Origin of the sequence: Spirillospora sp. NPDC049024 (genome assembly GCF_040649235.1) — a bacterium.
Taxonomy (GTDB): Bacteria; Actinomycetota; Actinomycetes; order Streptosporangiales; family Streptosporangiaceae; genus Spirillospora.
Map to the genome: position 1 here is coordinate 1 of NZ_JBEZFD010000002.1, position 26196 is coordinate 26196.

General features: G+C 68.4%; 27 protein-coding genes. 17 read left to right on the plus strand and 10 right to left on the minus strand.

The window, feature by feature from the left end:
* Positions 1-60: 60 nt before the first annotated feature.
* Positions 61-1407 (minus strand): pentapeptide repeat-containing protein, encoded by a 1347-nt coding sequence (locus tag AB0C21_RS02790; protein ID WP_500202855.1) that lies wholly within the window; start codon positions 1405-1407, stop codon positions 61-63.
* A gap of 482 nt (positions 1408-1889) precedes the next feature.
* Between AB0C21_RS02790 and AB0C21_RS02795 the strand changes: the two genes are divergently transcribed.
* Positions 1890-2933, plus strand: a complete 1044-nt coding sequence (locus tag AB0C21_RS02795) for a DUF3644 domain-containing protein (RefSeq protein ID WP_500202345.1) — start codon at positions 1890-1892, stop codon at positions 2931-2933.
* A 76-nt stretch (positions 2934-3009) separates the two neighbouring features.
* Here the strand turns inward: AB0C21_RS02795 and AB0C21_RS02800 are convergent, their stop codons facing one another.
* Together AB0C21_RS02800 and AB0C21_RS02805 are read right to left on the minus strand one after the other, a co-directional pair.
* Positions 3010-3816 (minus strand): inositol monophosphatase family protein, encoded by an 807-nt coding sequence (locus AB0C21_RS02800; RefSeq protein WP_500202346.1) that lies wholly within the window; start codon positions 3814-3816, stop codon positions 3010-3012.
* Positions 3813-4724, minus strand: coding sequence for a DUF5919 domain-containing protein (locus AB0C21_RS02805; RefSeq protein WP_500202347.1), 912 nt, complete (start codon positions 4722-4724; stop codon positions 3813-3815). Before AB0C21_RS02805 ends, AB0C21_RS02800 begins: the two co-directional genes overlap by 4 nt.
* A 292-nt stretch (positions 4725-5016) precedes the next feature.
* Between AB0C21_RS02805 and AB0C21_RS02810 the strand changes: the two genes are divergently transcribed.
* From AB0C21_RS02810 to AB0C21_RS02855, 10 genes are all read left to right on the plus strand, one after another.
* On the plus strand, positions 5017-5310 hold the full coding sequence (locus tag AB0C21_RS02810) for a hypothetical protein (RefSeq protein WP_500202348.1): 294 nt from the start codon (positions 5017-5019) through the stop codon (positions 5308-5310).
* A gap of 171 nt (positions 5311-5481) precedes the next feature.
* Positions 5482-5787 (plus strand): hypothetical protein, encoded by a 306-nt coding sequence (locus tag AB0C21_RS02815; RefSeq protein WP_500202349.1) that lies wholly within the window; start codon positions 5482-5484, stop codon positions 5785-5787.
* Between the two features lie 323 nt (positions 5788-6110).
* The gene (locus tag AB0C21_RS02820; RefSeq protein WP_500202350.1) at positions 6111-6842 is read left to right on the plus strand and encodes a GntR family transcriptional regulator; all 732 of its coding nucleotides are present in this window, start codon (positions 6111-6113) and stop codon (positions 6840-6842) included.
* Positions 6843-6939: 97 nt separating this feature from the next.
* The gene (locus AB0C21_RS02825) at positions 6940-7389 is read left to right on the plus strand and encodes a plasmid replication, integration and excision activator (protein WP_500202351.1); all 450 of its coding nucleotides are present in this window, start codon (positions 6940-6942) and stop codon (positions 7387-7389) included.
* Positions 7389-7667 carry a hypothetical protein gene (locus tag AB0C21_RS02830; RefSeq protein ID WP_500202352.1) on the plus strand — a complete coding sequence of 93 codons (279 nt, stop codon included), beginning with the start codon at positions 7389-7391 and terminating at the stop codon, positions 7665-7667. Before AB0C21_RS02825 ends, AB0C21_RS02830 begins: the two co-directional genes overlap by 1 nt.
* Positions 7667-7978, plus strand: coding sequence for a hypothetical protein (locus tag AB0C21_RS02835; protein ID WP_500202353.1), 312 nt, complete (start codon positions 7667-7669; stop codon positions 7976-7978). The genes AB0C21_RS02830 and AB0C21_RS02835 overlap by 1 nt, the downstream gene beginning before the upstream one ends.
* A gap of 85 nt (positions 7979-8063) precedes the next feature.
* Positions 8064-9530, plus strand: coding sequence for an FtsK/SpoIIIE domain-containing protein (locus AB0C21_RS02840; protein WP_500202354.1), 1467 nt, complete (start codon positions 8064-8066; stop codon positions 9528-9530).
* A gap of 5 nt (positions 9531-9535) precedes the next feature.
* Entirely contained in the window at positions 9536-11230 is a 1695-nt protein-coding gene (locus AB0C21_RS02845; RefSeq protein WP_500202856.1) for a replication initiator, read from the plus strand.
* On the plus strand, positions 11227-11442 hold the full coding sequence (locus AB0C21_RS02850; protein WP_500202355.1) for a helix-turn-helix transcriptional regulator: 216 nt from the start codon (positions 11227-11229) through the stop codon (positions 11440-11442). Before AB0C21_RS02845 ends, AB0C21_RS02850 begins: the two co-directional genes overlap by 4 nt.
* A complete protein-coding gene (locus AB0C21_RS02855) occupies positions 11442-12725 on the plus strand; it encodes a tyrosine-type recombinase/integrase (RefSeq protein ID WP_500202357.1) in 1284 nt (427 codons plus the stop codon). The genes AB0C21_RS02850 and AB0C21_RS02855 overlap by 1 nt, the downstream gene beginning before the upstream one ends.
* Before the next feature lie 29 nt (positions 12726-12754).
* On the opposite strand, the gene AB0C21_RS02860 is transcribed toward AB0C21_RS02855, so the two are convergent.
* From AB0C21_RS02860 to AB0C21_RS02870, 3 genes are all read right to left on the minus strand, one after another.
* A complete protein-coding gene (locus AB0C21_RS02860; RefSeq protein ID WP_500202358.1) occupies positions 12755-13726 on the minus strand; it encodes a coiled-coil domain-containing protein in 972 nt (323 codons plus the stop codon).
* A gap of 151 nt (positions 13727-13877) precedes the next feature.
* Positions 13878-15038 carry a S8 family peptidase gene (locus AB0C21_RS02865; protein ID WP_149260370.1) on the minus strand — a complete coding sequence of 387 codons (1161 nt, stop codon included), beginning with the start codon at positions 15036-15038 and terminating at the stop codon, positions 13878-13880.
* Between the two features lie 135 nt (positions 15039-15173).
* Positions 15174-17180, minus strand: a complete 2007-nt coding sequence (locus AB0C21_RS02870) for a serine/threonine protein kinase (RefSeq protein ID WP_500202359.1) — start codon at positions 17178-17180, stop codon at positions 15174-15176.
* Between the two features lie 128 nt (positions 17181-17308).
* On the opposite strand from AB0C21_RS02870, the gene AB0C21_RS02875 reads away from it, so the two are divergent.
* A complete protein-coding gene (locus AB0C21_RS02875) occupies positions 17309-17752 on the plus strand; it encodes a sterol carrier family protein (protein ID WP_500202360.1) in 444 nt (147 codons plus the stop codon).
* A 110-nt stretch (positions 17753-17862) separates the two neighbouring features.
* Entirely contained in the window at positions 17863-18501 is a 639-nt protein-coding gene (locus AB0C21_RS02880; protein ID WP_500202361.1) for a LamG domain-containing protein, read from the plus strand.
* Here AB0C21_RS02880 and AB0C21_RS02885 read toward each other — a convergent pair.
* The gene (locus AB0C21_RS02885) at positions 18498-18863 is read right to left on the minus strand and encodes a hypothetical protein (protein WP_500202362.1); all 366 of its coding nucleotides are present in this window, start codon (positions 18861-18863) and stop codon (positions 18498-18500) included. The two genes, AB0C21_RS02880 and AB0C21_RS02885, sit on opposite strands and share 4 nt — an antisense overlap.
* A 127-nt stretch (positions 18864-18990) precedes the next feature.
* On the opposite strand from AB0C21_RS02885, the gene purF reads away from it, so the two are divergent.
* Positions 18991-20484 (plus strand): amidophosphoribosyltransferase, encoded by a 1494-nt coding sequence (purF, locus tag AB0C21_RS02890; protein WP_500202363.1) that lies wholly within the window; start codon positions 18991-18993, stop codon positions 20482-20484.
* Complete coding sequence (purM, locus tag AB0C21_RS02895) at positions 20481-21521, plus strand: phosphoribosylformylglycinamidine cyclo-ligase (protein WP_500202364.1); 1041 nt, start codon at positions 20481-20483, stop codon at positions 21519-21521. Before purF ends, purM begins: the two co-directional genes overlap by 4 nt.
* Positions 21522-21769: 248 nt before the next feature.
* Here purM and AB0C21_RS02900 read toward each other — a convergent pair whose 3' ends face one another.
* A complete protein-coding gene (locus tag AB0C21_RS02900) occupies positions 21770-21976 on the minus strand; it encodes a DUF3073 domain-containing protein (protein ID WP_149260363.1) in 207 nt (68 codons plus the stop codon).
* Positions 21977-22309: 333 nt separating this feature from the next.
* Complete coding sequence (locus AB0C21_RS02905; protein WP_500202365.1) at positions 22310-23392, minus strand: Leu/Phe/Val dehydrogenase; 1083 nt, start codon at positions 23390-23392, stop codon at positions 22310-22312.
* Positions 23393-23494: 102 nt separating this feature from the next.
* Between AB0C21_RS02905 and AB0C21_RS02910 the strand changes: the two genes are divergently transcribed.
* Both AB0C21_RS02910 and bldC read left to right on the plus strand, forming a co-directional pair.
* Positions 23495-24412 carry a DUF8083 family protein gene (locus AB0C21_RS02910; RefSeq protein ID WP_500202366.1) on the plus strand — a complete coding sequence of 306 codons (918 nt, stop codon included), beginning with the start codon at positions 23495-23497 and terminating at the stop codon, positions 24410-24412.
* A 272-nt stretch (positions 24413-24684) separates the two neighbouring features.
* Positions 24685-24888: a developmental transcriptional regulator BldC gene (bldC, locus tag AB0C21_RS02915; RefSeq protein WP_012850682.1), complete on the plus strand. Its 204-nt coding sequence runs from the start codon at positions 24685-24687 to the stop codon at positions 24886-24888.
* Positions 24889-25283: 395 nt separating this feature from the next.
* Here the strand turns inward: bldC and AB0C21_RS02920 are convergent, their stop codons facing one another.
* Positions 25284-25973 carry a TetR/AcrR family transcriptional regulator gene (locus AB0C21_RS02920; RefSeq protein ID WP_500202367.1) on the minus strand — a complete coding sequence of 230 codons (690 nt, stop codon included), beginning with the start codon at positions 25971-25973 and terminating at the stop codon, positions 25284-25286.
* Positions 25974-26196: the final 223 nt, after the last annotated feature.

The window sequence follows — 26196 nt, forward strand, 5'->3', positions numbered from 1 at the left end:
AACTCGGGCGGGTGAGGTGGTGGCACGAGACACTTCTTTCCCAAGTTGATCAAGGTCAACTCAGATGAGGTGTCCGTGGAACCGGGGGAAGCTCAGGCGGAACCGAGCCTTGTTGAACGAGGCGTCGCCGCTGAACTGTGCCCGGTCGAACCTGGCCTCGTCGCTGAACTGAGCGTCGTCGAAGGTGGTGTCGCCGCTGAACCGAGCCCCGTCGAACGAGGCACGCCCGCTGAACTGGACCTTGGTGAACCAAGCGCGCCGGCTGGACTGGACCTCGTCGAACGATGCTCCCCTGCTGAACTGGACCCGAGTGAACCAAGCGGACCCGCTGAACTGGACCTTCTCGAAGAAGGCGATGGCGCTGAACTGGGCATCGGTGAACCGGACATCGCCGCCGAACCGGGTCTCGCCGAACATGGTGACCCCGTAGAACTGGGCATCGTCAAAGAAGGTGGCCCCATTGAATTGAACCCTGTCAAAGTAGGTGTCGTCGGCGAACTGGGCCGCCTGGAACCAGGTGTGCGCGCTGAATTGGGCCTCACTGAACCAGCAGTTGCTGGTGAACTGGGCCTCGTTGAAGGAGGCATCGCGGGTGAAGTGGGTCTCTTTGAACCAGGCATCCCCGCTGAATCGGGCTCGTGCGAATGTGGCCTGTCCGGGGCGACAACGCGAGAATTCGAAGTCGATCAGGTGGGCTTCGGTGAGGTCGATGACCATGTCATCCCAATAGGTGCCGGGGAATTCCGTACCGGGGACAACGGTGAGGTGACGGTGCAAAAGGCGTTGGGCAGCGAGGCGGACCTGGAGTTCCTGCCGGGCAGCATCGCCGGCAGGATCTGGTGCCGTGGCCTCGGTTCCCTGGTCGGGTGGGGAGGGTTGGAAGGGCATGCGTAGGTAGGCGCAGACCACGTCAACAACGGTTTGTCGGTGCTGGGCATGGTCTTGGGCCAAGCGTTCCAGGGAGTAGAGACCTCCGAGACGAACGGCGGCTTTGTCGTGACCGAGTTGCTCAACGGCTTGGCCATACAGTTCAGTGACTCGTCGCTCGGTGGCGTCGTAGGCCGCTTCCCGGGCAACTCGCTCGGCGTGCTCCTGGGCACGTTCAGCTCGTTCGGCAGCGACCTCGTCCACGCGTTGGCGGCGGTAGGCGGTGACCAAGGCGACGAGGGCCCCGGCTCCGGCGACCAAGGCGAACACCAGCTTGAGCAGGTCTAGCTGTGCGGCGGTGTCCAGCGGCTTGGGCTGAGCTGGCGGTGGTGAACCCAAGAGCCACGTCACGAAGAACCACGCTGCGACCAGCATGACCGAAGCACCCGAGAAGGCGACCGTCAACGCTTGGCGCATCGACCACATGCCCAACGCCCTGTGTGCGTTCTTGACTGGGCGGTACTCCGGCGGCTGCTCCATATCGCTCACGCCGCTAAGACGCACGACCGGTCCCCGCGGTTTTCTTGAAGAGTCGGTTGCCGCCACCCTGGGGAGACATGCCGGAGTGCTCGTCCGCGCGAACGGCGAGAAGGTGTGACAGAGGTTCCCGCGCGGACGAGTGCTCCGGGCCGCAGGGGGTTCGGGGGCAGCGTGCCCCCGAGTCACGCTCGCTCAAGCAATCTGTCCTGCGGCAGATACGTGCGGAGACGGGCGGCGGCGCGCCCTGGTGACTGCCAGCGGCTGGCGGACGTCGCGGCGGACTCGCGATGCGCGGGCAGGCGCGGCCGGCCGGTGACCGGCGCCCACGCCGCATGCTCCGGGCGGCCTGGCGCGGGGCCGCGCAGCGGCCTGAGCGCCGCCGCCCCTTGATCCCAAACAGCCCAATTCGGCAGCCGGTTGCCAGTACCGCTTGTGTAGAAAATGGTCGCCTGTCCGTATGAGGCGAAGCTACGATGGTCTCCATGGCTCCACGACCGCGCTGGTGGCATCAACTGCAGGATTCAAAGAACGAAGTTCTATTAGCAGTCGATCTCTATAACCGTTCCGGGATGGAACGACAGCTAGAGGCATTAATCGTCCACATGTCGATCGGCTGGTTGAAGCTTCTACAGGCTAGGTATGAACGCGATGGACTAGATCTTTACATCCGAAATAGCCGTGGCCAGCGTCAGCGCACTAGAGATGGTGACTGGGTCACTAAGCCTCTACATCAAATGTCATCTGAAGAATTTGATGAGCGTGACCCCAGACGTGTGAATCTTGAATTTTTCATCGGACTTCGCAATAAAATTGAACATCGCCACGAGCGCGACGTAGCTACATTGATTGCGGGAAAGACCCAGGCTCTCTTGCTCAACTATGAGCGCACTCTCATCGAAAATTTCGGAGCAGGTGAGTCACTGGCAGATTGCCTGCGATTCCCACTCTTCGTTTCCACAATCACCGATGATGCGGTGAGCGCCATAAAAGAAGTTCGGAAACGCGTTCCGCGTACTGTGCTCGATTATGTGCAGGACTTCGATGCGTCGGTCGAGTTCGATATAAGCAGCGACCAAAGTTATGACTTCCGCATCTACCTTGTCCCAAAGACTGGATCAAAGACTGAGGCCGATGTCGCCATGAGCTTCGTTCGCCTGGAGGATCTTGACAAGGATCAACTCGGCTTGATGGAGAAAATGCAGACCGTAATTCGTGAGAAGCAAGTGCCCATCGAAGATCTCGGCTCACTCCTTCCCAAGCAGGTTGTAGCCAAGATCCAGAATGGCCTTGGATGGAAGTTCACTGTGAATGACCATGCTAGGGCCTGGAAGCACTTTGACGTCCGCCCACCAGAAGGCAGTGAGTATCCCGAACAAACGAAACAACAGTTCTGTCGATACAATATTCTATTCGGACGTCACGTCTATACGGAAGCGTGGGTTAAATACCTAATCAGGAAGCTGGGTGATCCGGAAGAATTTGAAAAGATTGTGGGTCATTCGCCTCGGCCACTCGACCCAGCTTAGATTGCGAAGTCAGGGAGGCTTGGCGAAGCTTGTGCAGCTTCGCGGGTGCCTTTGAAATATTGCATTTCTTTACGGCTCACATATGCGGGTTTGACATGTCGTTGAAGAACGATATTACTCCATGTGTGAGTTGGTGATTACATGCAATGGTAGCTGCGGATTTGAATGTGTGATCGGTGCCCTGCTGGTCAGTTACCTTGGCTCCGGCTTCGCGGGCGATGATGACGCCGGCGGCCATGTCCCAGGGTTTGTTGGACAGGGTGATGCTGGCGTCTAGCTTCCCTTCGGCGACCCATGCCAGGTCGATGGCGACTGAGCCGAGCATGCGGACGCGTTGGACGTTGGCGGCTAGGCGTTCGGTGAGGGCGATGCGTTGGCGGTTCTTGGCTTCGGCCCCCTCGCCTACGGCGTAGTCGCCGATGGCGACGATGGCGTCTTTGAGGTCGGTGGTCATGCTGGCTTGGATGCGGCGGTCTCCGAGGTAGGCGCCGGTGTGCTGGGCGGCGTGGTAGCGGTCGCCTAGGAACGGGAGATCGATGACGCCTACGGTGGGGCGGCCTCGTTCGATGAGGCCGATGGAGATACCGCAGAGCGGGATGTTGCGGACGAAGTTGGCGGTGCCGTCTACCGGGTCGATGGCCCACATGAGTTCGCTAGTGGTGTCGCCGCTGATGCCCTCTTCTTCGCCGAGTATGGCGATGTCGGGCGTTCGCTCTTTGAGGTAGTCGCGCACGGCGCGTTCTACGGCGTAGTCGACTTCGCTGGCCATGTCGCGGTCACCCTTGGCGGTGAGCAAGCCGGGGACGCGTGTGCGTACTAGGTCGCTGGCGATCTCGCCTGCTTTGAGGGCGACGGGTAGTAGGGCGGCGGGTGCGTCGGTCATACGGTGCGGCCTCGTTCCCATAGCGCGTTGAAGATCTCTTCGAACGTCTCATACAGGCCGGTGCCGGTCGCGTTGCGCTCGGCGAGGAAGGTGGGCGAGTCGACTCCGCGGGCGCTCGGTAGGTAGGGCTGCATCACGCAGAGCCGGTTGTTGAGGAGCATGATGTTGAACCGGATTGTCTCGTCGTAGACGGCGACCCTCAATCGGTCTTGGGCTTCGGGCGACAGGCGCTTGCGTAGGCGGGTCAGGACCTCGATGTTCAGGCGTGTGAGGGTCGTCAGGTGGTTGTCGGTGTAGCCCTCTTCGCGTTCGCGGGCTCGGATGGCCTCGCCCTCGGGGTCCAGGAACAGCGCTTGCAGTGTGGTGCCGTCCTCGATGAGACGGTAGATGCGCTGGTCGGGGTACTGCTGGCACAGCATGTTGAGGGAAAGGCCGGCGGCCCTGATGCTGGTCGCGCCGTCGAGCAGGGCGTGTGGCGGGTGTGCGAACGAGAACTCGGCGCGGGTGGGGAAGACGGCGGTGACGTCGGCGTAGGGGTTGGGGCCTACGCGGTCAGCGGTCGATTCAAGGTCGGCACGCTCGTCGCTGGGGGCGTAGGCGGCGGGCTCGTCGGCCAGGATGTGCGGCGGGCAGGGGGCGAACAGCTCGTCTGCCGTCCACTCGGGGAACATCGCCTCTAAGACACGGCAGTGATCGGTGTAGGGCAGGCGTTTGAGTTCGCCGGATGTCCAGCGGTGGAGCTGGGCGCGGCTGGGTGCGGTGCCGGCAAGTTCGCGCGAGATCTTCTTGGCGGCCTCGTTGTAGGCGGCCTGGAACATGCCGTACCGATGTAGGCGGCGCTGCCGGATCAGGACTTGCAACAGGATCGGTTGGGGAGACACCGTCCGTCCTCTCTGGTCGTCATTCATCAGGCTAGGGGTGGGGCGGCACCGAAGACGAGACAAAGTCGAGACAGTTGCAAGACGGTGGCGCGCAAGACGAGGTGATCATGACCTCGTGACGCAACGTGACTCGTTGGCACTGTGTCGTCATGGTGAGCGATTGCACCTCTTGCGGGGGCCGCGGGGTCAAGCGGCGAGTGGCGCGACGGACGTTGGCTCCGGGGCACGTGGCGGGCGTTCCGGCTGAGCGTCGTCGGGATGCCTGCCCTGACTGCTTGGGCACGGGGCGCGCGTCTGACCGGCAGGACGGTGCGGAGTCTTGAACGCGCGGGACTTCGAGCTTCGGCTTCTGGCTGATCTTCGGGCCTCGCTCATCGGTCTGGGCCTAGCCGTCCGGCTGGACGAGGGGATGCCGGGGCTGCTGGTGAGTACCGCCAATCCCGGCCTGTTCGTCTGGGTCTTCGTCGGGGCCTCCGGGCGAACCTTCACCTGGCGACGCGATGACAGCAAGCACCCGGTCAACGACGTGCCGGGCGCGGCGGCCCAGGTCGCTCGCTTCGTTACCGCTCAAGCGGGACAGCTCAACGGTTCGGCTGACGACCACTTCGACTAGCGCTCTTGGGCTGGCCTGGCGGGCTGGCCGAGTGCGATTGAACAGCAGAGCCGGCGGCGCGACGAGGAAGGTCCGTTGCGTGATCGCCCCCCTTGCCCCCACTGATCACGCATGTGGACGGGCGGGCCAGACCCCGCGCCGTCGGCTCTGCTTCCAACGAAAGCGAGACTGATGATGGATCCTTCTATCTCCCGTAACGCCGAACTCCTGGTGCTGACTGACCTGTGCCGGGCCTTGGTCAAGCGCGGCCTGTGCGTCCAGATGCGTGACGCGGTTCCCGGACTGACAGTCATCCGGCCAGGCGGGACGTCGCTGGACGCCATCGGCTACGTCGTGGTGAACCGCCGCAAGGGACAGGTCTCGTGGTGGCGGGTCGACAACCTCCACCCGGTCACGGACCTGGACGGCGCCGTAGAACGGATCATCGCGTTCATGGGCGAGTCGGGTGCGTCCCACCGTCCAGAGCCTCGGCCATGAGGCCGTGGACCGGTGACGCCCCCGACAACGAGACGGCGGCAGTCATCACCCTGCAACGCCGATTCCCGGGCGCATCGGTCTGGTTCGGACAGCACACCTTCCGATGGTGGGCCATGATGCCCTGCCATGCGCGGTGGGTGCTTCTCGAAGCGATGACGCCCATGCAGCTCGCGGACAGGATGGCTGAGGCGCGGGGGTCGGCTGTTCCTGGCGACGTAGTTGGGCCTTCTGGCGTCCGGTAGTCGTGACTTAGTAGCGAGTTGACAGTAGGTTGAGAGTCAAGAGTCCTGGTAAGACAACCTGTCAGATGATGGACGGTCGAGATGAGTCTTGAGTCCGTGCCGCCGAAGTACGCTCAGCTCGTCACAGAGCTTCAACGGCGCATAGAAGCGGGCCAGTACGCGCCCGGCTCGGCGATGCCCAGTGAACACCAGCTCATCGATGAGTTCGGCGTCAGCCGGCCAACCGTGGTAGCGGCCTTGCGGGTACTTCGCGATCAAGGCTGGATCGACTCTCAGCAGGGCAAGGGCCGGTTCGTTCGGGGTCGTCCTGCGCTGGCGTCGCTGGAGAGTGCGCGAGCGGGGCAGGTTCGGTTGGCTGGCTCGGAAGCGGCCATTCCCGGCGAGGTCCTGGCCGCGGGCGTCGTCGACGCCCCCAACCGCGTCCGCACGTTGCTCGGTCTCGACTCGTCGGGCAAGGCGTTCCTTCGCCGGCGCCTGCTGACGGCTGATGAGGCGCCGTCTGAACTCCTCTCCCTGTGGTTGCCTCTGGACCTGGCTGAGGGGACGAATCTGACCAGCGCTGCGCCGCTGAAACAGGGGGTGCGGGAACACCTGGAGTCCCGCAAGGGCGTGAAGCTTGATCACATCATCGAGCACATCGTTGCGAGGATGCCGACCGACGAGGAAGCGGGCGCTCTCTCGATGCGGGCGGGGACGCCGGTCCTCGTCGTGTATGCGACTGCTCGGGATGCTGCCGGGCGTCCGCTGCTGGTGATCGACACAGTCATGCCTGCTGACCTGCATGAGCTGGAGGACGCCTACCCGCTGGCGTGACCGATTCCGCCGATTCGCCAGGGTTGGTTACTTGATAGACCAAGCTGGGTATGTCTATGATCGCACTTGCTAGGTCAACTGACAGACAGTTGACCGGATGGGAGTGATCACGATGGCGGTCAAGGGTCCGTTCAAGGTCGCGTTCGGGGACGTGTTCCCCTACGGCGCGTTCGTCAAGGGCGGTGTGGAGGCGGTGCGCGACTTCGACCGCTCCACCGTCGACAACTTCGTGCAGGCGCGGGACAAGGACACCGGGGAACTGGTGTGGGCGGTGGAGGTCCTCGACGCCGACCCCGAGTCCAAGGGGACGTTCAAGGTGAAGCTGACCGGCCCGGTTCAGCCGGTCGTTCCGGCGGCTCCGGCGGGGTTCCCGTTCGTGCCGGTGGAGTTCGAGGGGCTGGCGGTCACGCCGTACGTCAACTCCGGTACCGGTCGGCTGGCGTACTCGCTGAAGGCGTCGGCGGTCCTCCCGGCCAACCTCAACAAGGGCGGCGCGGGCCGCACCAGCAAGGACAACAGCGGTGCGGCCGCGAAGGACGCTGCCTGATGGCGGGCGGGCGCATGTCGGCGCTGTCCCTGCCGATCGACGCCGGGGCGTCGGTGGAATTCAAGCCGTTCCGGGCGCGTACACCGCTGTTCACCGTCTCGGCCGGTCGGGTGCTGGTCACCCTGACCCTCCCGGAGCGTGTGAGCGCGGGTGATGTGGAGTTCGCGCGGGGCCTGGCCTCCCAGGCTGCGGCGTACGCGGTGGAGGTGGAGCGGATGTACCGGTCGGGGCGTCGTCCCTCTTCGGGCCGGTCTTCGGGGAAGCGGAAGGCGGCGTGATGGCGGACTCCAACAGCTACACCACGGTGTCGGTCGATCCGGACGGGACCTCCCGCATCGTGGTGAACCTGATCCCGGATCGGCAGATGTCGGTGTACTGCTCGCACGGCGGTCCCCGCGCGCAGATCGCGTTCATGCACGCTGGCGCGAACGTGACCATCACGCCGACCGACCCGGCCGCGCCGACCGCCGAAGACCTGGCGACCGCGCGCCGCCTCGCGGAATTGTTCGCGCGGTACGCGGCCGAGGTCGAGCGGCTCCACACCGACGGGGCTTCGGTGCCAGGCGGGTCGGTCGAGTCGGCGGCCTGAAAAGCAAGGTGGGGCGGCTGGAGCTGGTACCTCCGGCCGCCCCGCTCTCTCCCCTGAACTGCACAAAGAAGAGGTGAGACCCATCATGGCATGGGAGTTCCGCAAGCTCGGCCCCGGTGAGAACGTCGCCGTAGAGGCGCAGCGAGACCCGTTCGCCGCGCCCAAGTGGGCGCCTCCGGTGTGGCACATGCCCGAGGGCCTCGTGCTCCTGGTCAACGCCGTCCGCGCGCTCGTCCGGACGATCGTGTTCCTGGTCCGCAACATCGTCCCCGTGTCGGTCCTGTCCGGCCTGGGCTGGCTCGGCCACCGCTACGGCTGGGCGGTCCCCGTCGTGGTCCTGGCCCTCGTCGCCGTGGGCCTGGTGGCGTGGGCGGCGCTGGACCGTCCCTCGTTCGTCCGGTCGGTGGTCCGTCCGGTTCATGGCTGGTGGCGGCTGGTGGCGGTGTACCGGCGGCACTGGCAACCCGTCCTGGTCACGGCCGGACTCACCAAGGTCCACAAAGGGCGGGAGTACCTGCCCACGTTGGTCCGGGTCCGCTGCGGCCCGACGTCGGATCGGGTGCTGGTGAAGATGCTCAAGGGGCAGGCCCCGGACGCGTGGGAGAACGTGACCTCGAACCTGGCGCACGGGTTCGGGGCGGTGCCGGTCCGGGTGCGGGACGGGGACCGTCCGGGGCGCATCTGGCTGGAGTTCGTCCGCCGTGACGCTCTCGCCGTCCCCTTCCCCGCGCTGCCCGTCCCCGACGCGTCCGCGGTGGACTTGTCGGGGCTGGTGATCGGACGGCAAGAGGACGGCTCGCCCTGGCGGCTGCGGCTGCTCGGCACGCATGTGCTGATCGCGGGCGCGACGGGTGCCGGCAAGGGCTCGGTGATCTGGTCCGCTATCCGCGCGCTGCTGCCGTTGATGATCGCGGGCCTCGTGGAGGTCTGGGCCGTCGACCCCAAACGCAGGGAACTGAGCTTCGGGCGTCCGCTGTTCGAACGGTACGGGCGGTACTCCTCCGACCCGTCCGGCGGCATGGTCGAACTGCTGGAGGACGCTGCGGCGGACATGAACGCCCGTGCTGAGCGCTTCGCGGGCGTCACCCGGTCGTTCACGCCGTCGCATGAGCATCCGTTCCGGGTCATCGTGGTCGATGAGCTGGCGTTCCTGACCGCCTACTGCCCGGAACGTGATCTGCGCAAGCGGGCAGAGTCGGCGCTGGCTGTGCTCACCTCACAGGGCCGGTCGGTGGGGTACTGCGTGATCGGTGCGCAGCAGGACGCGCGCAAAGAGGTCAACAACCTGCGCAACCTGTTCCCCGACCGAATCGCCCTGCGCCTCGACGAAGACGAACAGGTCGACATGGTGCTCGGCGACGGAGCCCGCGACCGTGGCGCCCTGGCCGACCAAATCTCCTCCATCCCCGAGATCGGGGCGGGGGTCGGGTTCGTCCGGCTGGAGACCACCCCCGACCCGGTCCGCGTGCGGGCGGCCTACGTCTCCGACGACGACATCCGGGACATGGTCGCGCTCGGCGTCCCTGACCTCGACATCGAGGGAGCGGCGTGACCCAACTGGCCCTCGACGGTTCGCCCTCCGAGTCGGCTCCGGCCGCTGCTCCGGGTTCGGGGACGGGTGCGGTGGTCAAGACGCTGCCTCCGCTGGCGCGGGGCGTGCTGGAAGCGGTCGCGGTCGAACACGGCGTCTGCATCCGCCCCGTCCCGATGCGGCGCGTGGACCTCAACACCGGTGCGGCCGAGGTCGTCTACGTGCCGTGCGGTCACACCCTGGCCTCGGTGTGCCCGTCGTGTGCTGAGCGGAAGCGCAAGATTCGGGCCGTGCAGTGCTCCCAGGGCTGGCACCTGACCGAGGAACCGGTCATCACGCGCGCCGATCCCGACGACGAGCAGCGCGCGTGGATGGAGCTGCGGGCGCAAGCTGCGGCGGCCCGTGACAAGGCGGCCGAGGAGGGGTCGGCGGAGGGGGAAGACGTCGGGTTCTGGGATGCGGTCGTGCGTGACCTGGACAACGAGATTGAACGCACCGGGGTGCGCGGTGCCCTCAAGTCCGGTGATGAGAGCAAAGGCCGGCGGACTCGTTCCACGCGGCGGCGGCAGGATGCTCCGGACCTTCCTCGGCGTCCGGTCGACTCCCGCACCGTGGGCAAGGTCTACCGGGACAAGGACGGCAAGACCTTCCGGCCGTCCCTGTTCCTCACGCTCACCCTGGGCTCTTACGGGCGGGTGCGGTCGGACGGGACCCCGGTCGACCCCGAGTCGTACGACTACACGCGGGCGGCTCGGGACGCTCTGCACTTCTCCAAGCTGGTCGATCGGTTCGTGCAGAACCTGCGCCGATTCGTCGGCTACGACGTCCAGTACTTCGCCACCGTCGAACCCCAACGCCGTCACGCCCCCCACCTGCACATGGCCATCCGCGGAACCATCTCCCGCGCCGAACTGCGACAGGTCGTGGCGGCCACGTATCACCAGGTGTGGTGGCCCTCGACACAACGGGTCGTCTTCTCCGGGGATCATCTGCCGGTCTGGGATGACGTCGCGGGAGAGGACGGCGGCGGCTACCTCGATCCCGCAACCGGCGAGGTCCTCCCGACCTGGGATGACGCGCTGGACGCGCTCGGCCTGGACGAAGACGCCGAACCGCTCCACGTGGTGAGGTTCGGGCGGCAGATCGACGCACAAGGCGTCATGGCCGACTCCCCGCAGTCCCGCAAGCTGATCGGCTACCTGACCAAGTACCTCGTCAAGGGCGTGGCCGAGTGCCACCAGGCTGAGACTGCGGCGCAGCGTGAGCATGTCGACCGGATGGCCGAAGCGCTCCGCTATGAGCCGTGCTCGCCCACGTGCGCGAACTGGCTGCGCTACGGCATCCAACCCAAGAACCCCCGCAAAGGCATGCAGCCGGGCTTCTGCAAGGGCAAGGCACACCGCCGCGAACACCTCGGCTACGGCGGCCGCCGCGTCCTGGTCTCCCGCAAGTGGTCCGGCAAGACCCTGGCCGACCACAAGGCGGATCGAAAGGCGTGGGTGCTGGCGCGGCTGGCTGAGGCGGGCATCCCGGTCTCCAACCCGGCCGACCCCAACGCCGTTCACGTCTGGGAACGCGCCGGTCCCGCTGATCCCGACGTCAAGCCGACCGAAGCTCGGCTTCTGCACCTGATCAACGAACGCATCGAACGGCGCCGCCAGCTCGACGCCGCGACACAGAACGACACCCCCGAACTTTCGGCAACTGCGGAGGCAGCGTGAGCAGGGAGTCAGAGGCCGAGGTGTTGAACCTGCCGGTCGATCGGACGTGGACTCCGCAGGAGGTGTCTCGCTTCCTGGGTGTTCCGGTGGCCACCCTCCACCAGTGGCGTTACCTCGGTACCGGCCCCAAAGCGGCCAAGGTCGGGCGGCATCTGCGCTACCTGCCGACTGATGTTCTCGACTGGTTCCGCCAGCAGCAGGAGGCGGCGTAATGGCTGTGTACGACCGGTGGCATGCGGCCAAGCCTCGCAACGACGAACACGGCAAGCCCATGCCGCGATGCCGAGAGCACAAGCAATTCCCCAGCGTGGATCACGGCAAGGGGGATCGGTGGCAGGTCCGGTGGCGTGACGAGAACGGCAAGCAGTGCAAGCGCAATTTCCCGAAGAAGGCGGGCAAGGACCCGAACACGTGCGCTGATGCCTTCGATGCCAAGGTCAAGGCTGACCTCGATTCCGGGATGTACGTCGACCCGAACGCCGGGAAGATCACCTTCCGGGAGTACGCAGAGCAGTGGCTTGCGGCCCAAACCTTCGACGAGGGGACCCGCGACGCCATCGAGCAGCGGCTACGCCTGCACGTCTATCCGGACCTCGGTGACAAGCAGCTCGGCGCGCTGTCCAAGCGTCCGTCCCTGATGCAAGCGTGGCTGCGGGGACGGCAGCAGGTGATCGCGCCGAACTACGTCCGGGTGATCCTCGCGCACGTCTCCACGGTGTTCAACGCGGCCATAGATGACGGCGTGATCATCAAGAACCCGTGCCGGGCCTCCTCGGTCCGTGCGCCGAAGCGGGATGGGCGGAAGTTCGAACCGTGGTCCGTCGAACGGGTGGCGGCGGTCGGGCAGGTCATCACCGAGCGATACGCCGTGATGGTGGCGGTTGGGGCTCGCCTCGGACTTCGGCAAGGCGAAGCGTTCGGGCTGGCTGAGGAAGATATCGACTTCCTTCGCGGAGTCGTCCACATCCGGCGGCAGATCAAGATCTTCAGGGGTCGTCGTAAGGTGTTCGCTCTGCCCAAGGGCGGCAAGGAACGCGACATCCCGCTACCGGAGTCGCTGCGGCTGCTCCTGGCCGAGCACATGCAGCCGGACAACTACCCGCCCGTGCCGGTGACCCTGCCATGGAAGACACCGGACGGCGACCCGGTGACGGCGCGGCTGATCTTCACCACTCGGCAGGGGACGCCGATCCATCGCACGGAGTGGAACCGCTTCGTCTGGAAGCCGGCGCTCGTGCGGGCCGATGTTCCGGCAACTCGGGACAACGGCTTTCACGCGCTGCGGCACCACTTCGCGAGCGTCCTCCTGGAGCAAGGCGTGGACATTCGGGCCCTCGCCGAGTTCCTTGGGCACGCTGACCCTGGGTTCACGCTCCGGACGTACACGCATCTCATGCCGTCGAGCCGTGATCGGATGCGCAAGGCGATCGATGACACCTGGGGAACGATTCCGGGCACGTGTGCCCTGGATGTGCCCTCTCGGGAGATCTCGTGAGCTGCGGCCCTGGTCAGCGCGAGATACGTCTAGAAGACCGAGATGTGGACGTGGTCGTAGTGGTTGGCGGTTACGCCGCCTCGGTTTTCCATGGAGCGCCAGCCAGGGCTGCGGAGGTCGTAGATGCGTTGGCGCCAGATGATGTATTTGATACCCAGGGCGCTTGCGTGGGCGATGGCGTAGGAGGCGGTGCGGTCGCCCAGGGCCTGGGCGCTGCCAGTGGCCATGACGCCGCCCGTGGTGACCATGAAGTCGCAGGCGTGGCCGGTGCCGTGGTCCTGCGGGTCGCCGGTGTGGCGGACGCAGCCGATGGTGGGGAAGGGGCCCGTCTCCAGGTCGATGGTGTTCTTCACCTTGAGCATGCGCGGGGTGACGCCGCCCATGCCGACGCTCGGGGACTCGGGCTTGTACTTCTTGACCAGGGACTGGATCTGCGACTTGCGCCGCTTCAGGTCCTTGATCTCCTTGTTCAGCTCGACCATCTTCTGCTGGGCCTGCTTGCGGGCCTTCGTCTGGTCGTCGACGAGCTTCTGGATCTGGGCGACCTTGCCCGCCTTGTTCTGGGCGAGGTGGCTGACCAGGGTGGCGTTGCTGAGCAGGTCGGAGGGGTTCGCGTCGGCGAGGAAGGTGACGGTGGGGTCCTCGCCGTTCGTCATGTACTGGGACGCGGCGAGCTGCGCGACGACGCTGCGGGCCTCCTGGAGGTCGCGCTGCAGGTCGTTGGACTTGTCCAGCGCCTTCTTCGCGGCGTACTCGGCGTCCTTCAGCTTGGCGAGGTCGCCGCCGTACTCCTTGTCGAGCTGCTCGATCTGGCGGTTCAGCTTCGCGAACTTGCCGCTGTCGCCCGGGTCGAGGGGGAGGGACGCCGGCGGGGCGGCCGCGGACGGCGTCGCGGCGGCGAGCAGGGGCACCGCGGTGGCGAGGGCCACGAGAGCCGCGGCGGTGTGTCGCCGGCCGCGGCGGCGGTCAGCGTGCCGACGGGTGGAGGCGGGGGTCTCCACGTGTTCTCCTCTCGTCATGGCCGAAGGTCAATGGACGTTAAAGAGCCGTGTGCCTCGCCAAGAGTAAACCCCTGCGAACAGTGGGACGGGGCGAAGGCGCGAGATGCCCGGCCCCCTTGCTGGGGAGCCGGGCAATCCTACGTGACGGGACTCACAGCTTGCCCTTCCAGAGGAGCCGGTTGGGCTGCGAGCGCAGGTTCTTGAGGGTGTGGGTGGAGTTGTCGTTCAGCACCTTCTGCACCGTCGGGAAGGTGGCCTTGGGGTGCGTGGAGAGGTACAGGGCGGCGACGCCGCTGACGTAGGGGGCGGCCATGGACGTTCCGCTGAGCGCCTTGTGGCCCCCGCCCGGCCAGGTGGAGTAGATGCCGTAGCCCGGGGCGTTGATGTCGACGCACTTGCCCCAGTTGGAGAACGAGGCGCGGTTGTCGTACTTGGTGGTGGCGCCGACCGCCATGACCCAGCCCGCACCGGCCGGCGAGGTGTTGCACGCGTCGGCGTTCTCGTTGCCGGCGGCGACGGAGGTGAACACCCCCGACTTGGACAGGTTCATCACGGCGGTGTTGAGCGCCGAGGACTTGGGGCCGCCGAGCGACATGTTCGCCACGGCCGGCTTGGCGGCGTGGGTGCGCAGCCAGTTGACGGCGGCGACGACGTCCGACATCGAGCCCTCGCCGTTGCAGTCGAGGACGCGCAGCGCTCGCAGCTTGACCGACTTGGCGGCGCCGTAGGTCTTGGAGCCGATGATGCCCGCGACGTGGGTGCCGTGGCCGTTGCAGTCGCGTCCGTCGCCGTTGAAGGGCGCCGCCCACGCGATCGAGGCGCGGCCGCCGAACTCCTTGTGCCCGACGTCCAGGCCGGTGTCGATGATGTAGGCGTTCACGCCCTTGCCGGACGACTTGTAGGTGTAGGTCTTGGACAGCTTCGCCGACCGCTGGTCGATGCGGTCGAGCCCCCAGGGCAGCGGTGCGCGCTGGGTGGTGCTGGCCTTGACGACCTGGTCCTGCTCGATGGCGGCGACGCGGTGGTCGCGGCGCAGCTTGTTGAGCTGGTCGCCGTTCAGCCGCGCGGCGAAGGCGTTCAGGACGCCGTCGAAGCGCTGGACGCCCGCGGCCTTGACGCTCTTGGCGGCCGTGTCGGTGGACGCTCCGGCCTTCAGCGTGACGATGTACCTGCCGGGCACCGGGGTGCCTTCCGCCGCGGTCACCTTCACCAGGGACGCGGAGTCGTCGGCGAGAACCGGGAACGCCGCGGCGCCGCCGAGGCACGCCGCGACCGTGCCGACGAGCAGCAGCCTTCGGTGGACAGCCCGCAAGGCTCCTCCTTATGCCGGGGAGCGCGCGAGGCGTCCCGCCCATGATCGATGGTCTCGATCGAGGGGAAACCCTAGCGGAACTGTCCTGATATGAGACGACAAATTGGGCGTATTGCCCGAGGCGGCACGGCCGGATCAGGCCTTGGTGAGCCGCCCGCCGTAGCCGAGGTTCGTCCCGGGCCGCGTCCACGTGTACTGGAGCGTCCCGTCAGGCTGACGGGTCACCTGGACGATCCCGGACGTGCACGGCTTGCCGATGTCCAGGTTCATCCTCAGGGCGCTCTCCGTCCCCCTGGTGAGCCGCAGGGTGCCGACGCAGTTCTCCCGCGGGTACAGGGCCCGCCCGGTCGTCCCGCCGGCCTCGAAGGTGATCTGCACGGGGAAGGAGGCGTTCCGGTTGGTGTTGACCACCGTCCCCGTCCAGGTCCCCGCGAACGATTGCGGAATCGTGGTCACGGGGCGGTTGGCGGACGAGTTGGTGCTGTCGGACGGCGAGTCGTCGTCGGACTTCAACTGGGGCCAGAGCACCAGGACGATGATGGCGATGCCGACGCCGACGCCTATGGCCAGCGACAGTGCCAGGCCGAGGACGTGGTTGCCGGGGCGCCGCATCTTCGCGATGAGCGACAGGGGCGACCGGTTCGCCGGGGAGCGGTGCCCGTGGCTCTCGCGCCCTTGCCCCAGCCCCGGAATGAGGGGGTTCGGCTCTGTGGGGTTCGGATGGGCGGGCAGGTCGACGGCGTCGAAAGTGGCCGTCGGATCGGGACCGACGGCGTCGAACGTCGCAGTCGGGTCGGGACGCAGAGCGTCGAACCTCGTGGTCTGCTCCGCGTGGTCGCGCCCGCCCGCCTGGGACTGCCGCTCGGGCCGGTCCAGGCCGATCGCGTTGAAGGCCGTCGTCGCCTCGAACGCGGCAGGATCCAGTTCGGCCGCGGGCGGCTCGGGCTCCCGCACGGGCTCCGGGCGTGAGCGGCGCGAGCGCGCGAGCTTCCCCAGCAGCGGCAGCGATGGCGACGCAGATTCCGGCGGAGGCCCCGAAGGCGCACCGGACGGCGCTCCGGAGAACGGCCCTGCAGGCGCTCCTGGGAACGGCCCCGAAGGCGCACCGGCAGGGGGGCCCGGTGGCGGTCCCGAAAGCGGTCCTGGAGGCGGTCCTGGAGGAGCGGCAGGCCCGGGCGGGGGAGCAGCGGCTCCCATAGGCCCACCGGGAGCTGCCATGGGAGGACGCGGCGGCGGTACGACCGGTGGCACGTCGTGGTGGATCATCACGCCCGTCGCAAGGGCGCGCCCCTCCTCCACCATCGAGGCCGGCAGGCGCCCCGCAAGCGCGCTGCCCTGGTCCAGCAGCCGTTCGAGGATCGTCTTGGCCATCGGACGCTCGGCCGGGTCCTTGGCCAGAGCGGCCGCGACCGTCTCGCGCAGGGAGTCGGGCACGCCCGACACGTCGGCCTCGTCGTAGACGATCCGCTGCATCACCTCGGACGGCGACCCCTCGCCGAACGGCGGCTTGCCCGTGGCGGCGAACAGAACGGTCGACGCCCACGCGAACACGTCCGCGGCAGGGCCGATGCCCATGCCGCTCAACTGCTCGGGGGACTTGTAGGCGGGGTCCTCGGTCATGCTCCCGCGGAAGGCCACGTTCACGGCCTCCATGGCGTGGGCGATGCCGACATCGCTCATCCGGGGACCGTCCCGGCCGAGGAGCACGTTCCCGGGCTTCAGGTCGTGGTGGACGGCGCCCGCGCGGTGGACGGCGGCCAGAGCGACCGCCATGCCGACGGCCACGCGTTCGACGACGACGGGGCCGCGCACGCCCTCCTCGTCCACGAGCTGCTGGAGGGACGGTCCGTCCACCCACTCGCTCACCACGTAGGGACGGTCGCCCTCCACGTCGGCGTGCAGGATCGCCGCCGTGCAGAAGCCGGTCACCTTCCGGGCCGCGGAGAACGCGTCGGCGAACCGCGACCGCGCGACGGGCTCGCCGCTCAGCCGCACGTGCAGGACCTTCACGGCGACGGGCCGGCCGGCCGGGTCCCTGCCGAGGAAGACCGCACCCTGCTCGCCCACGCCGAGCCGTCCCGTGATCTCGAACGAGCCGAGCCTTCCCGGGTCACCCGGCTGCAGGGGCAGCGCCTCGGGCATCTGACGAACCTCCGTCTCATCCGGGGACGGCGTCCCCGGCCTCCCCGTCCTCTGCGCCCCCATGCCTGGCACCGGGTCCTTTCTACCGTCTGCGCGATACCCCGGCGGACCCGGTAGCGTCGTGCGCGATGCGCCGAACACCGCTTTCCCCCGCCGTCCTCAACGAGGAGCGCGCCGCGCTCGGCCTGGCGCCCTACACCGGCGCGGACGAGCCCGCCGAGCTGCGCCGCGCGGCTCTGGACACGGTCCTCGCCGGCATCGAGGCGGGGGGCGCCGAGCCGAGCCGACCGGTGGTCAGGGGAGCGGTACGGTACCTGCTCGATCGGCTCGCCGAGCTGGCGCCCGGCCGTTCGGTGGAGGTCCGGGTCCCCCCGCACGCCGCCGTTCAGTGCATCGACGGCCCGCACCATACCCGTGGTACGCCGCCGAATGTGGTGGAGATGGACGCCGCCACGTGGATCGCGCTGGCCACCGGCCGCTCCACCTGGGAAGACGCGGCGGCGAACGGACGGGTACGGGCGAGCGGCGCGCGCGCGGACCTGACGGCCTACCTCCCCCTGCCGCTCGACTGACGGTCCGCCCCGCCCGGCGGGTTCTCCTTGACCGGACGTCGCCTCTCGACTGGACGGTGAGCGCGCGCATAGCGTGCGCGGGTAACGCGCGCCTTACCGGAGGTGATCCCGTGTTGATCGCGCACTGGACGTTCGACGCCGGCACCGTGGACGGGCGCCGGGCCGCCGACACCGCCGGCGCCGCACCCGCGGCCGAGCTGGCGGAGACCGCCGAGATCGTCCCCGGACGGGACGGGGAGGCGCTGGCCCTCCGCGGGCACGACCGGGCGGTGATCCCCGCGGCGCCGCAGCTCGTCCTCAGCCAGATCTTCGGGTTCAGCCTGGCTTTCTTCGTCCGGGTCGACGAGGGGCCGACCGGTGAATGGCGCAGCCTCTTCTACAAGCCCGTGGCCGAGAACGACGCGCGGGGGCTCGGGCTCTGGCTGTACCCGGACGCGATGAGGCTGCGCGTCCAGTTGTTCACCGTCAAGGGCCCGGACTACGTCGACAGCACGGCCAGGCTGACCGTGGGGCAATGGGCGCACATCGCCTTCGTCGTGGACACCCGGGGCATGACCCTCTACGTCGACGGCGCGCAGGACGCGGCCGTCGCGTTGGAACACCCCGTCGTCACCCCGGCCGGGCCCGTCTACCTGGGCAGGGAGCCCACCAAGCCCGGCTTCGGCGGCCTCCTCGACGACCTCCGCTTGTACGCCTCCCCGCTCGGCCAGGAGGCCGTCCGCGCCCTGGCAGACCAACCCGGCGGCTAAGGGGTGGCCCGGGCGAACGGGAACTCGCGTTCGACGCAGCCGCGCCGTGCCAGGTCGTCCGGGTACCGCGCCTGGTCCCCGCACTGGGCCGCCTTGGCGAGCAGCCAGACGAGCGTCCCGGCGCCGAGGATGAGGGCGACCGCGGAGCAGACCACCCCCACGAGGGCGGGACGCCGGTCCGGGTCGCGCCGGACGAGGGACATCGTCCCCAGGACGAGCCCCGCGAGCGCCGGGACCATGCCCGCGAAGCACGCGGCGAGCCCGACCAGACCGACGATTCCGAGCACCTGGGAGGTCCGGGCCAGAGTGCTCCGCACAGGCGGGGCAGGGGGCGAGTAGGTCCGGTACCCGGGCAGCGTCATTGCGTTCCTCCACGTGTCGTCCCCAGATTCCCGGAACCGCGTGGGGCCCGTGGTTCCGGGGAGTAAAGGTCCGTTAAGGAGATGCCACCGATCGGAGCAGGTGAACCGGGCATCTAGACTGGCGAACGTGCCTCTCCGTGACGGACGTTTGAGCCACGACCTCGATCCCTCCGACCGCGCTCCGCAGGACGCCTGCGGGGTCTTCGGCGTCTGGGTCCCCGCCGAACAGGCGGCCAGAGCCGAAGTGAGCAAGCTCACGTACTACGGCCTGTACGCGCTCCAGCACCGTGGGCAGGAGTCGGCGGGCATCGCTGTCAGCGACGGCTCCCGCATCGTCGTGTTCAAGGACATGGGCCTCGTCGCCCAGGTCTTCGACGAGTCGGTGCTGAACACTCTGCGCGGACACATAGCCGTCGGCCACTGCCGCTACTCCACGACCGGCTCGCCCACGTGGGAGAACGCGCAGCCCACGTTCCGGTCCACCGACGAGGGCGGGCTGGCGCTCGTCCACAACGGCAACCTGATCAACACGCCGGAGCTGGCCGCGCGGCTGGCGCCCGGCGTGCTGACCGCCACGACCGACACCGAGGTCCTGACGGCGCTGCTGGCCACGCACGGCCTGACCGGCCCTTCGGGGGGTGGTCCTCCCACGGGTGACACGGGCGGTGCGCTGGAGGCGGCGCGGGAGATCCTCCCGGCGGCGCGCGGCGCGTTCTCCCTGGTCTTCATGGACGAGGGGACGCTGTACGCGGCGCGCGACCCCGAGGGCATCCGGCCGCTCGTGCTCGGCGCCCTGGAGGACCGCGGCTGGGTGGTCGCGTCCGAGACGGCCGCGCTCGACATCGTCGGCGCCCGGTTCGTCCGGGAGATCGAGCCCGGCGAGATGGTCGCGATCGACGGTGACGGCGTGCGGTCCGAGCGGTTCGCCGAGCCGCGCCCGAAGGGCTGCCTGTTCGAGTACGTGTACCTGGCGCGGCCCGACACGACGATCGCCGGGCGCAGCGTGCAGGCCACCCGCGTCGAGGTCGGGCGCCGGCTGGCCCGCGAGCACCCCGTCGAGGCCGACATGGTCATCCCGACGCCGGAGTCGGGCACCCCGGCCGCGATCGGCTACGCCGAGGCGTCCGGCATCCCCTACGGCCAGGGCCTGGTGAAGAACTCCTACGTCGGCCGGACGTTCATCCAGCCGTCCCAGACGATCCGCCAGCTCGGCATCCGGCTGAAGCTGAACCCGCTGCGCGAGGCGATCGAGGGCAAGCGGCTGGTCGTGGTGGACGACTCGATCGTGCGCGGCAACACCCAGCGCGCCATCGTGGGGATGCTGCGGGACGCGGGCGCCGCCGAGGTCCACGTGCGGATCTCCAGCCCGCCCGTCGCCTGGCCGTGCTTCTACGGCATCGACTTCGCCACCCGCGCCGAGCTGATCGCGGGGAACCTGTCGGTGGAGGAGATCCGCGACTCCATCGGCGCCGACTCGCTCGGCTACATCTCCCTGGACGAGCTCATCTCCGCCTCGCACATCGCCAAGGACAACCTGTGCCGGGCGTGCTTCGACGGCCAGTACCCCATCCCGGTGGAGCAGGACGCCCGCGGCAAGCACCTGCTGGAGGCCACTCGATGACGGACCGCCCGACGACCTCCTACGAGGCCGCAGGCGTCGACATCGCGGCGGGCGAGCGCGCCGTCGAGCTGATGAAGTCCCGGGTGGCCCGGTCGCGGCGCCCCGAGGTCGTCGACGACGTCAGCGGGTTCGCCGGGCTCTTCGACGCCTCGGCGCTGCTGCGCTACAAGCGGCCCCTGCTCGCGACGTCCACGGACGGCGTCGGCACCAAGGTCGACCTGGCACGGCGCCTCGGCGTCTACGACACGATCGGGCACGACCTGGTCGGCATGGTCATCGACGACCTCGCCGTGTGCGGCGCCGAACCGCTGTTCATGACCGACTACATCGCCTGCGGCAAGGTCGTGCCGGAACGCGTCGCCGACATCGTCGGCGGGATCGCGGACGCGTGCGCCCTGGCCGGGTGCGCCCTCGTCGGCGGCGAGACCGCCGAGCACCCCGGGCTGCTGGAGGCGGACGAGTTCGACGTGGCGGGCGCCGGGACGGGCGTCGTGGAGGCCGACCGGATCCTGGGGCCGGACCGCGTGAAGGCGGGCGACGTCGTGCTCGCCATGGCGTCGTCCGGTATCCACTCGAACGGGTACTCCCTCGTCCGGCACATCCTGGCGACGACCGACCTGACGCTGGAGACCCGGTCGGCGGAACTCGACCGTCCGCTGGGGGAGGAGCTCCTCACCCCGACGCGCATCTACGCCAAGGACTGCCTGGCCCTGGCCGAGGCCGGCGGAGTGCGGGCGTTCGCGCACATCACCGGCGGCGGGCTGGCGGCGAACCTGGCCCGGTCGCTCCCACCGGGGGTGGACGCCTTGCTGAGCCGCTCTTCCTGGGAGGTCCCGGCGGTGTTCCGCCTCCTCCAGGCGCACGGCGAGGTGCCGCAGGCCGAGATGGACAAGACGTTCAACCTCGGCGTCGGCATGGCCGCGATCGTCGCGCCTGACCGCGCCGACGAGGCGCTCCGGCTGCTGGCGTCCCGCGGAGTGCCGTCCTGGACGCTCGGCGAGATCACCGAAGGCACCGGCAACGCGACCCTGCGCTGACCTCGGGGCCTGCCGTCGCCCGGCGGGCTCCGGGGTACGTGGACGGCCCTGAGCGGAACGCTGAGCGCCTCCAGGACCTGCCCGGCCACTCGGGGGTGGTGCGGCGGTCCTGGGGAGCCCATGGACGACTCAGCGAGATCGCCGATCGGCGCGATCACCGACCGGCGAGATCAGGAGCCCCGGGCGCTCCGAGGCCATGACAAAACGCCACCGCCCGGCGGTGCGGGCGGTGGCGTGCTGTCTGCCGGTCAACCGGAGGTGCCGTCCTTGCGGGGCTCCGTGCCGTAGTCGTCGGCGTAGTCGGCGTACTTCTCGGCGAGCTCGTCATAGGAGTCTTCGCCGGAGTCGCTGACTCCTAGTTCATCCTTAAGGCGGTCGAGGTCCGTGTTGCCGGTGCTGTACTTGAGCTGCCGGGCAACCTTCACCTGCTTGGCCTTGGCTCGGCCGCGACCCATTGGCTCGACCCCCTCGATGGTCAGGGCTTTCGTGGGCCCATCAACGCGCGCGTGTACCACACGAACCGGTGCCTGATGAGCCATGCGTCAGTCACGGGTACAACCGTACCCGTTTTGCGCCTGGCTCGGTACATCGACGGTACGTGGCGGCGCTCCGGTTGCTGATAACAACAGTGTATCCGGTGGTCACGTCAACGTGCGAAGGCCACCGTGGGACGGTCGTACGCCGCCCCACAGCGGCCCTCGCAACGGTTTTGCAACGGTCTAAACAGGTCTAGGAAGTCCACCCTCCAGACCGCGCCCTCCTGGAACTCACCAGGCCCGCCCTGGATTTCAGAGGAGGATGCTCCGGAGCCGGCCGACCTCGGACATCCGGCGCTCCGCGAGACGGTCGGCGGCCACCGCCGGCGGGACGCCCTCGTCGGAGGCCAGCGCGAAGATCTTCCGGGTGGTGTCGAAGATTCCGGCCGCGCGCGCCTTGGCGCGGTCGAAGTTGAAGCCCTCGATCTCGTCCGCGACCTGGATCACGCCACCGGAGTTCACCACGTAGTCGGGCGCGTACAGGATGCCGCGGTCGGCGAGGCGCTTCTCCACGCCCGAGTGGGCGAGCTGGTTGTTCGCGGCGCCGCAGACGATCCTGGCGGCCAGCACGGGCACCGTGTCGTCGTTCAGGGAGCCACCCAGTGCGCACGGCGCGTACACGTCGAGCTCCGTACGGACCATGGCGTCGGCGTCGGCGACGACCTCCACCTCGGGGTGCAGCGCCCGGACGCGGTCGACGGCGGCCTCGTTCACATCGCAGATCACGACGTCCGCGCCGTCCTCGCGGAGGTGCTCCACCAGGCGGTGGCCGACTTTCCCGACGCCCTCCACGCCGACCCGCTTGCCGCGCAGCGTGGGCGCTCCCCACACGGTCTCGGCCGCGGCCCGCATGCCCTGGAACACGCCGAACGCCGTGAGGATGGAGGAGTCGCCCGCGCCGCCGTGCGCGACCGTCCGTCCGGTGACGAAACGGGACTCGCGCGCGACGATGTCCATGTCTTCACTGAAGGTGCCCACGTCGCAGGCCGTGTAGTACCGGCCGTTCAGCGACTGGACGAACCGCCCGTAGGCCCGCAGCATCGCCTCGGACTTGTCCGTGGCGGGGTCGCCGATGATGACGGCCTTGCCGCCGCCGAGGTCGAGCCCGGCCAGGGCGTTCTTGTACGCCATGCCCCGGGACAGGTTCAGCACGTCCGCGAGGGCCTCTTCCTCGGAGCCGTACGGGTAGAAGCGGGTTCCTCCCAGGGACGGGCCGAGCGCGGTGGAGTAGATGGCGATGATGGCGCGCAGGCCGCTGGCCTCGTCCTGGCAGAAGACGACCTGCTCGTGTCGGGGTTCGGTGCCCTTGTGGGGCGCCCCGAAGACATTAGGCACGGTAGTGCCCTCCTCTCTGTCTCTAAGATCAGCCTAGGGTGCGCGATGGCGCCACGCCCGACCGAATCTCATGTCACGATGCGATTCTCATGTCACGATGCGATGGTGCTTCCGTACGCGGCCTACCTACGGGTTTATGAACCGGTGACCGCCTTCCCGGAGCCCGCGCGGACCCTGTGGACGGTCTACGCCGACTCCAGGCGGCGTCCCAGGCGGATCCACGCGCTCGGGGTGGAGCACCGGGAGGCCGTGCTCAGGCTGACGGGCTCGCCGCCCGAGGTCGTCCCGGAACGGGAGAGCAGGGACGCCTACGTGCGCCGCCTGGAGGACATGATCTACGTGTGCCCCTGGGGGACGCGGCTGCGGTCGTGGCTGGCCTTCGAGCGTTTCAGGGACGAGCACGCGGCGGGCGTGGCCGCGGCCTTCGTCCCGCCGCCCGTGTCCGAACGGGTGAGGGGCGATTTCGAGCAGTGGAAGAAGGGCGGCCGGTCCCTGCGCCCGCACATCCTGACGAGCACCTGGCACGTCCCGCTGGACTGGTTCGTCCCGTTCGCACGCGGTGAGCGGTGCCTGATGCTCGGCACGCCGGGCACCGGATATCGGGCGGACGACACCGCCGACGAGGCGGCGGTCCACGGTTCGGCGACGGCCGCGCCTGCGCGGACCCTCGTCTACGTCACGTCGATGGGGGAGGCGCGCCGCCGGGTGGCGGCGGCACTCCCGGTGGTGCGCGAGAACCTCGGCGACGGCACGGATGAGGTCTACCTCCTGTCGGCGGGGCGGCTGGAGACCCTCGGCCGCTGGCTCGGCGAGTTCCACCCCCGCGCGCTCGTGGAGCTCGACTACGGCGGGCTCGTCCACCTGCTGGACGACACGACGCTCCGGACGGACGAGTCGGTCGCGGAGATGGCCGTGGCCCTCACCGGGATGGAGCGCGGTGAGGTCGAGCTGACCGTCGCGATGTACAAGCGTCTCCTCGCCCGCTGGCGCCCTGTACGGGCGCTCGAGGCCGCGAACTAAAACAAATTTCCCGAATCTGCGCGCGATACGACTATACGTGTCGCTAGAATCACGCAGCGTGACCCAGTGGCCACCGGAGACGCACGGCACCTTGCTCCCGCGGGGATGTTTGCACGCAACTACCGCCAGGAACTTGCTTGTTGCGCTGAGTGGTGGCAAGGTTACACGTTGTGATGTCATAGTGGCTCTTTCGGGCCATAGGGGACATCAGTGACCACGCGAGATCAATCGCAGGATCGCTGTCATCGGTCCACGGAGGAGAGGCCGCAAACATGTCAGCACGTACGCCAGAGGCCGAGCCCCTGCTGACGCCGGCGGAGGTGGCGACGATGTTCCGCGTCGACCCCAAGACCGTCACGCGCTGGGCGAAAGCGGGAAAGCTCACGTCGATCCGCACGCTCGGCGGGCATCGCCGTTACCGCGAGGCGGAGGTGCGGGCACTGCTCGCGGGAATACCGCAGCAGCGCTCGGAGTAGAGACTCCGACCGGCCGGGCTCCTGGGGAGCCCTCCGGACGCACACGGCACAAGAGGGGGGCGGCCAGGAGGCGCCCGAACGGACCTCGCGCCGGGATTCGTGCGGGGCCCCGATCGGTGGCCTCCTGGCCGACACGGGACGACGGTCATCCGAGAACCGTGCGTCCCAGACGCCAGTCCCGCGTCGTCCTCGGAACGGGCGCCCCGAGCGCCCGCCCCCGAGGACGACGCGGCGTCGGCCCGGGCAAGCGCGCCCGGCCTGCGGAGCGCGGATAACGCGCTACCTATCTGGGGGTTGTGTCCGGTTGTGGACGCGGCCGAGTTGGATGTCCGAAACTCCGTGCACGTCAGGGCGATAACCCCAGGTCGGACGGCTACTGGTTCATCGCCGGCCGGCTACTGGCCCATCTCTTCTTGGGCCAGGCGGTCGAACAGGGCGCCCGTGCCCGGGTCGTGCCGCCCGGAGACGTGCATGATGACCACGAGCTGGTCGACCAGCAGCCGCTCCAGGTCGGCGCGGGCCACGTCGCCGTTCTCCAGCCAGTCGAGGCCGGCGGTCTCCACGGTCGCCATCCAGCAGCGCAGCGTGATGCGCAGGATCGGCGGCGGAACGTCGATGTCCAGCGAGTGCAGGATCCGGTCCAGCAGCAGGCGGCGGATCCCGTCGACGATCTCGCCGGCCTCGCCCGAGCGGTCAGCGGGCCCGCCGCGCAGCAGCGCCGTGTACCCGGCCGCGTGGCTCTCCACGAAGTCGAAGTAGCGCTTCAGCGAGATTCGCAGCCGTTCGAGCGGCTTGCCCTCGGTGGGCGGTTCGAGCAGCACCGACAGCTGCTTGGCGGCACTGCCGAGCGCGGCGATGTACAGCTCGTTCTTGCCGCCGAAGTAGTGGTAGACCAGCGCCCGGGAGGCGCCCGCCTTCGCCGCGACGTCGTCGATCGAGACGTCCTCGGGCGAGCGCGTGCTGAACAGCTGCAGGGCGGCCTCGATCAGCTCGTCCCGCCGTTCGTCCACGCTGAGCCGGCGACGCCCGCGCCCGCCGCTCGGCCGGCCTCGCGCCTTCTCACCGGTCACCGCACGATCTCCCACCTGGGCAGGGTATCCGAGCACGGCGCGCGGAGGGCGCAACACCGAGTGCGCCGGTGGCGGTCTCCTCATCCGTTCCCGTCCCGGGGCCCCGGGAACGGGGGCATGATCGTTCCGGGCCCGCTGTGATCCGGAACACCACAGGCCCGAACCACCATTGTCGGATGCCCGTTACTCACTGTTGCGGCGGTATGGGGGGAAGGCGCGGCATCATGGCATCTCCTCC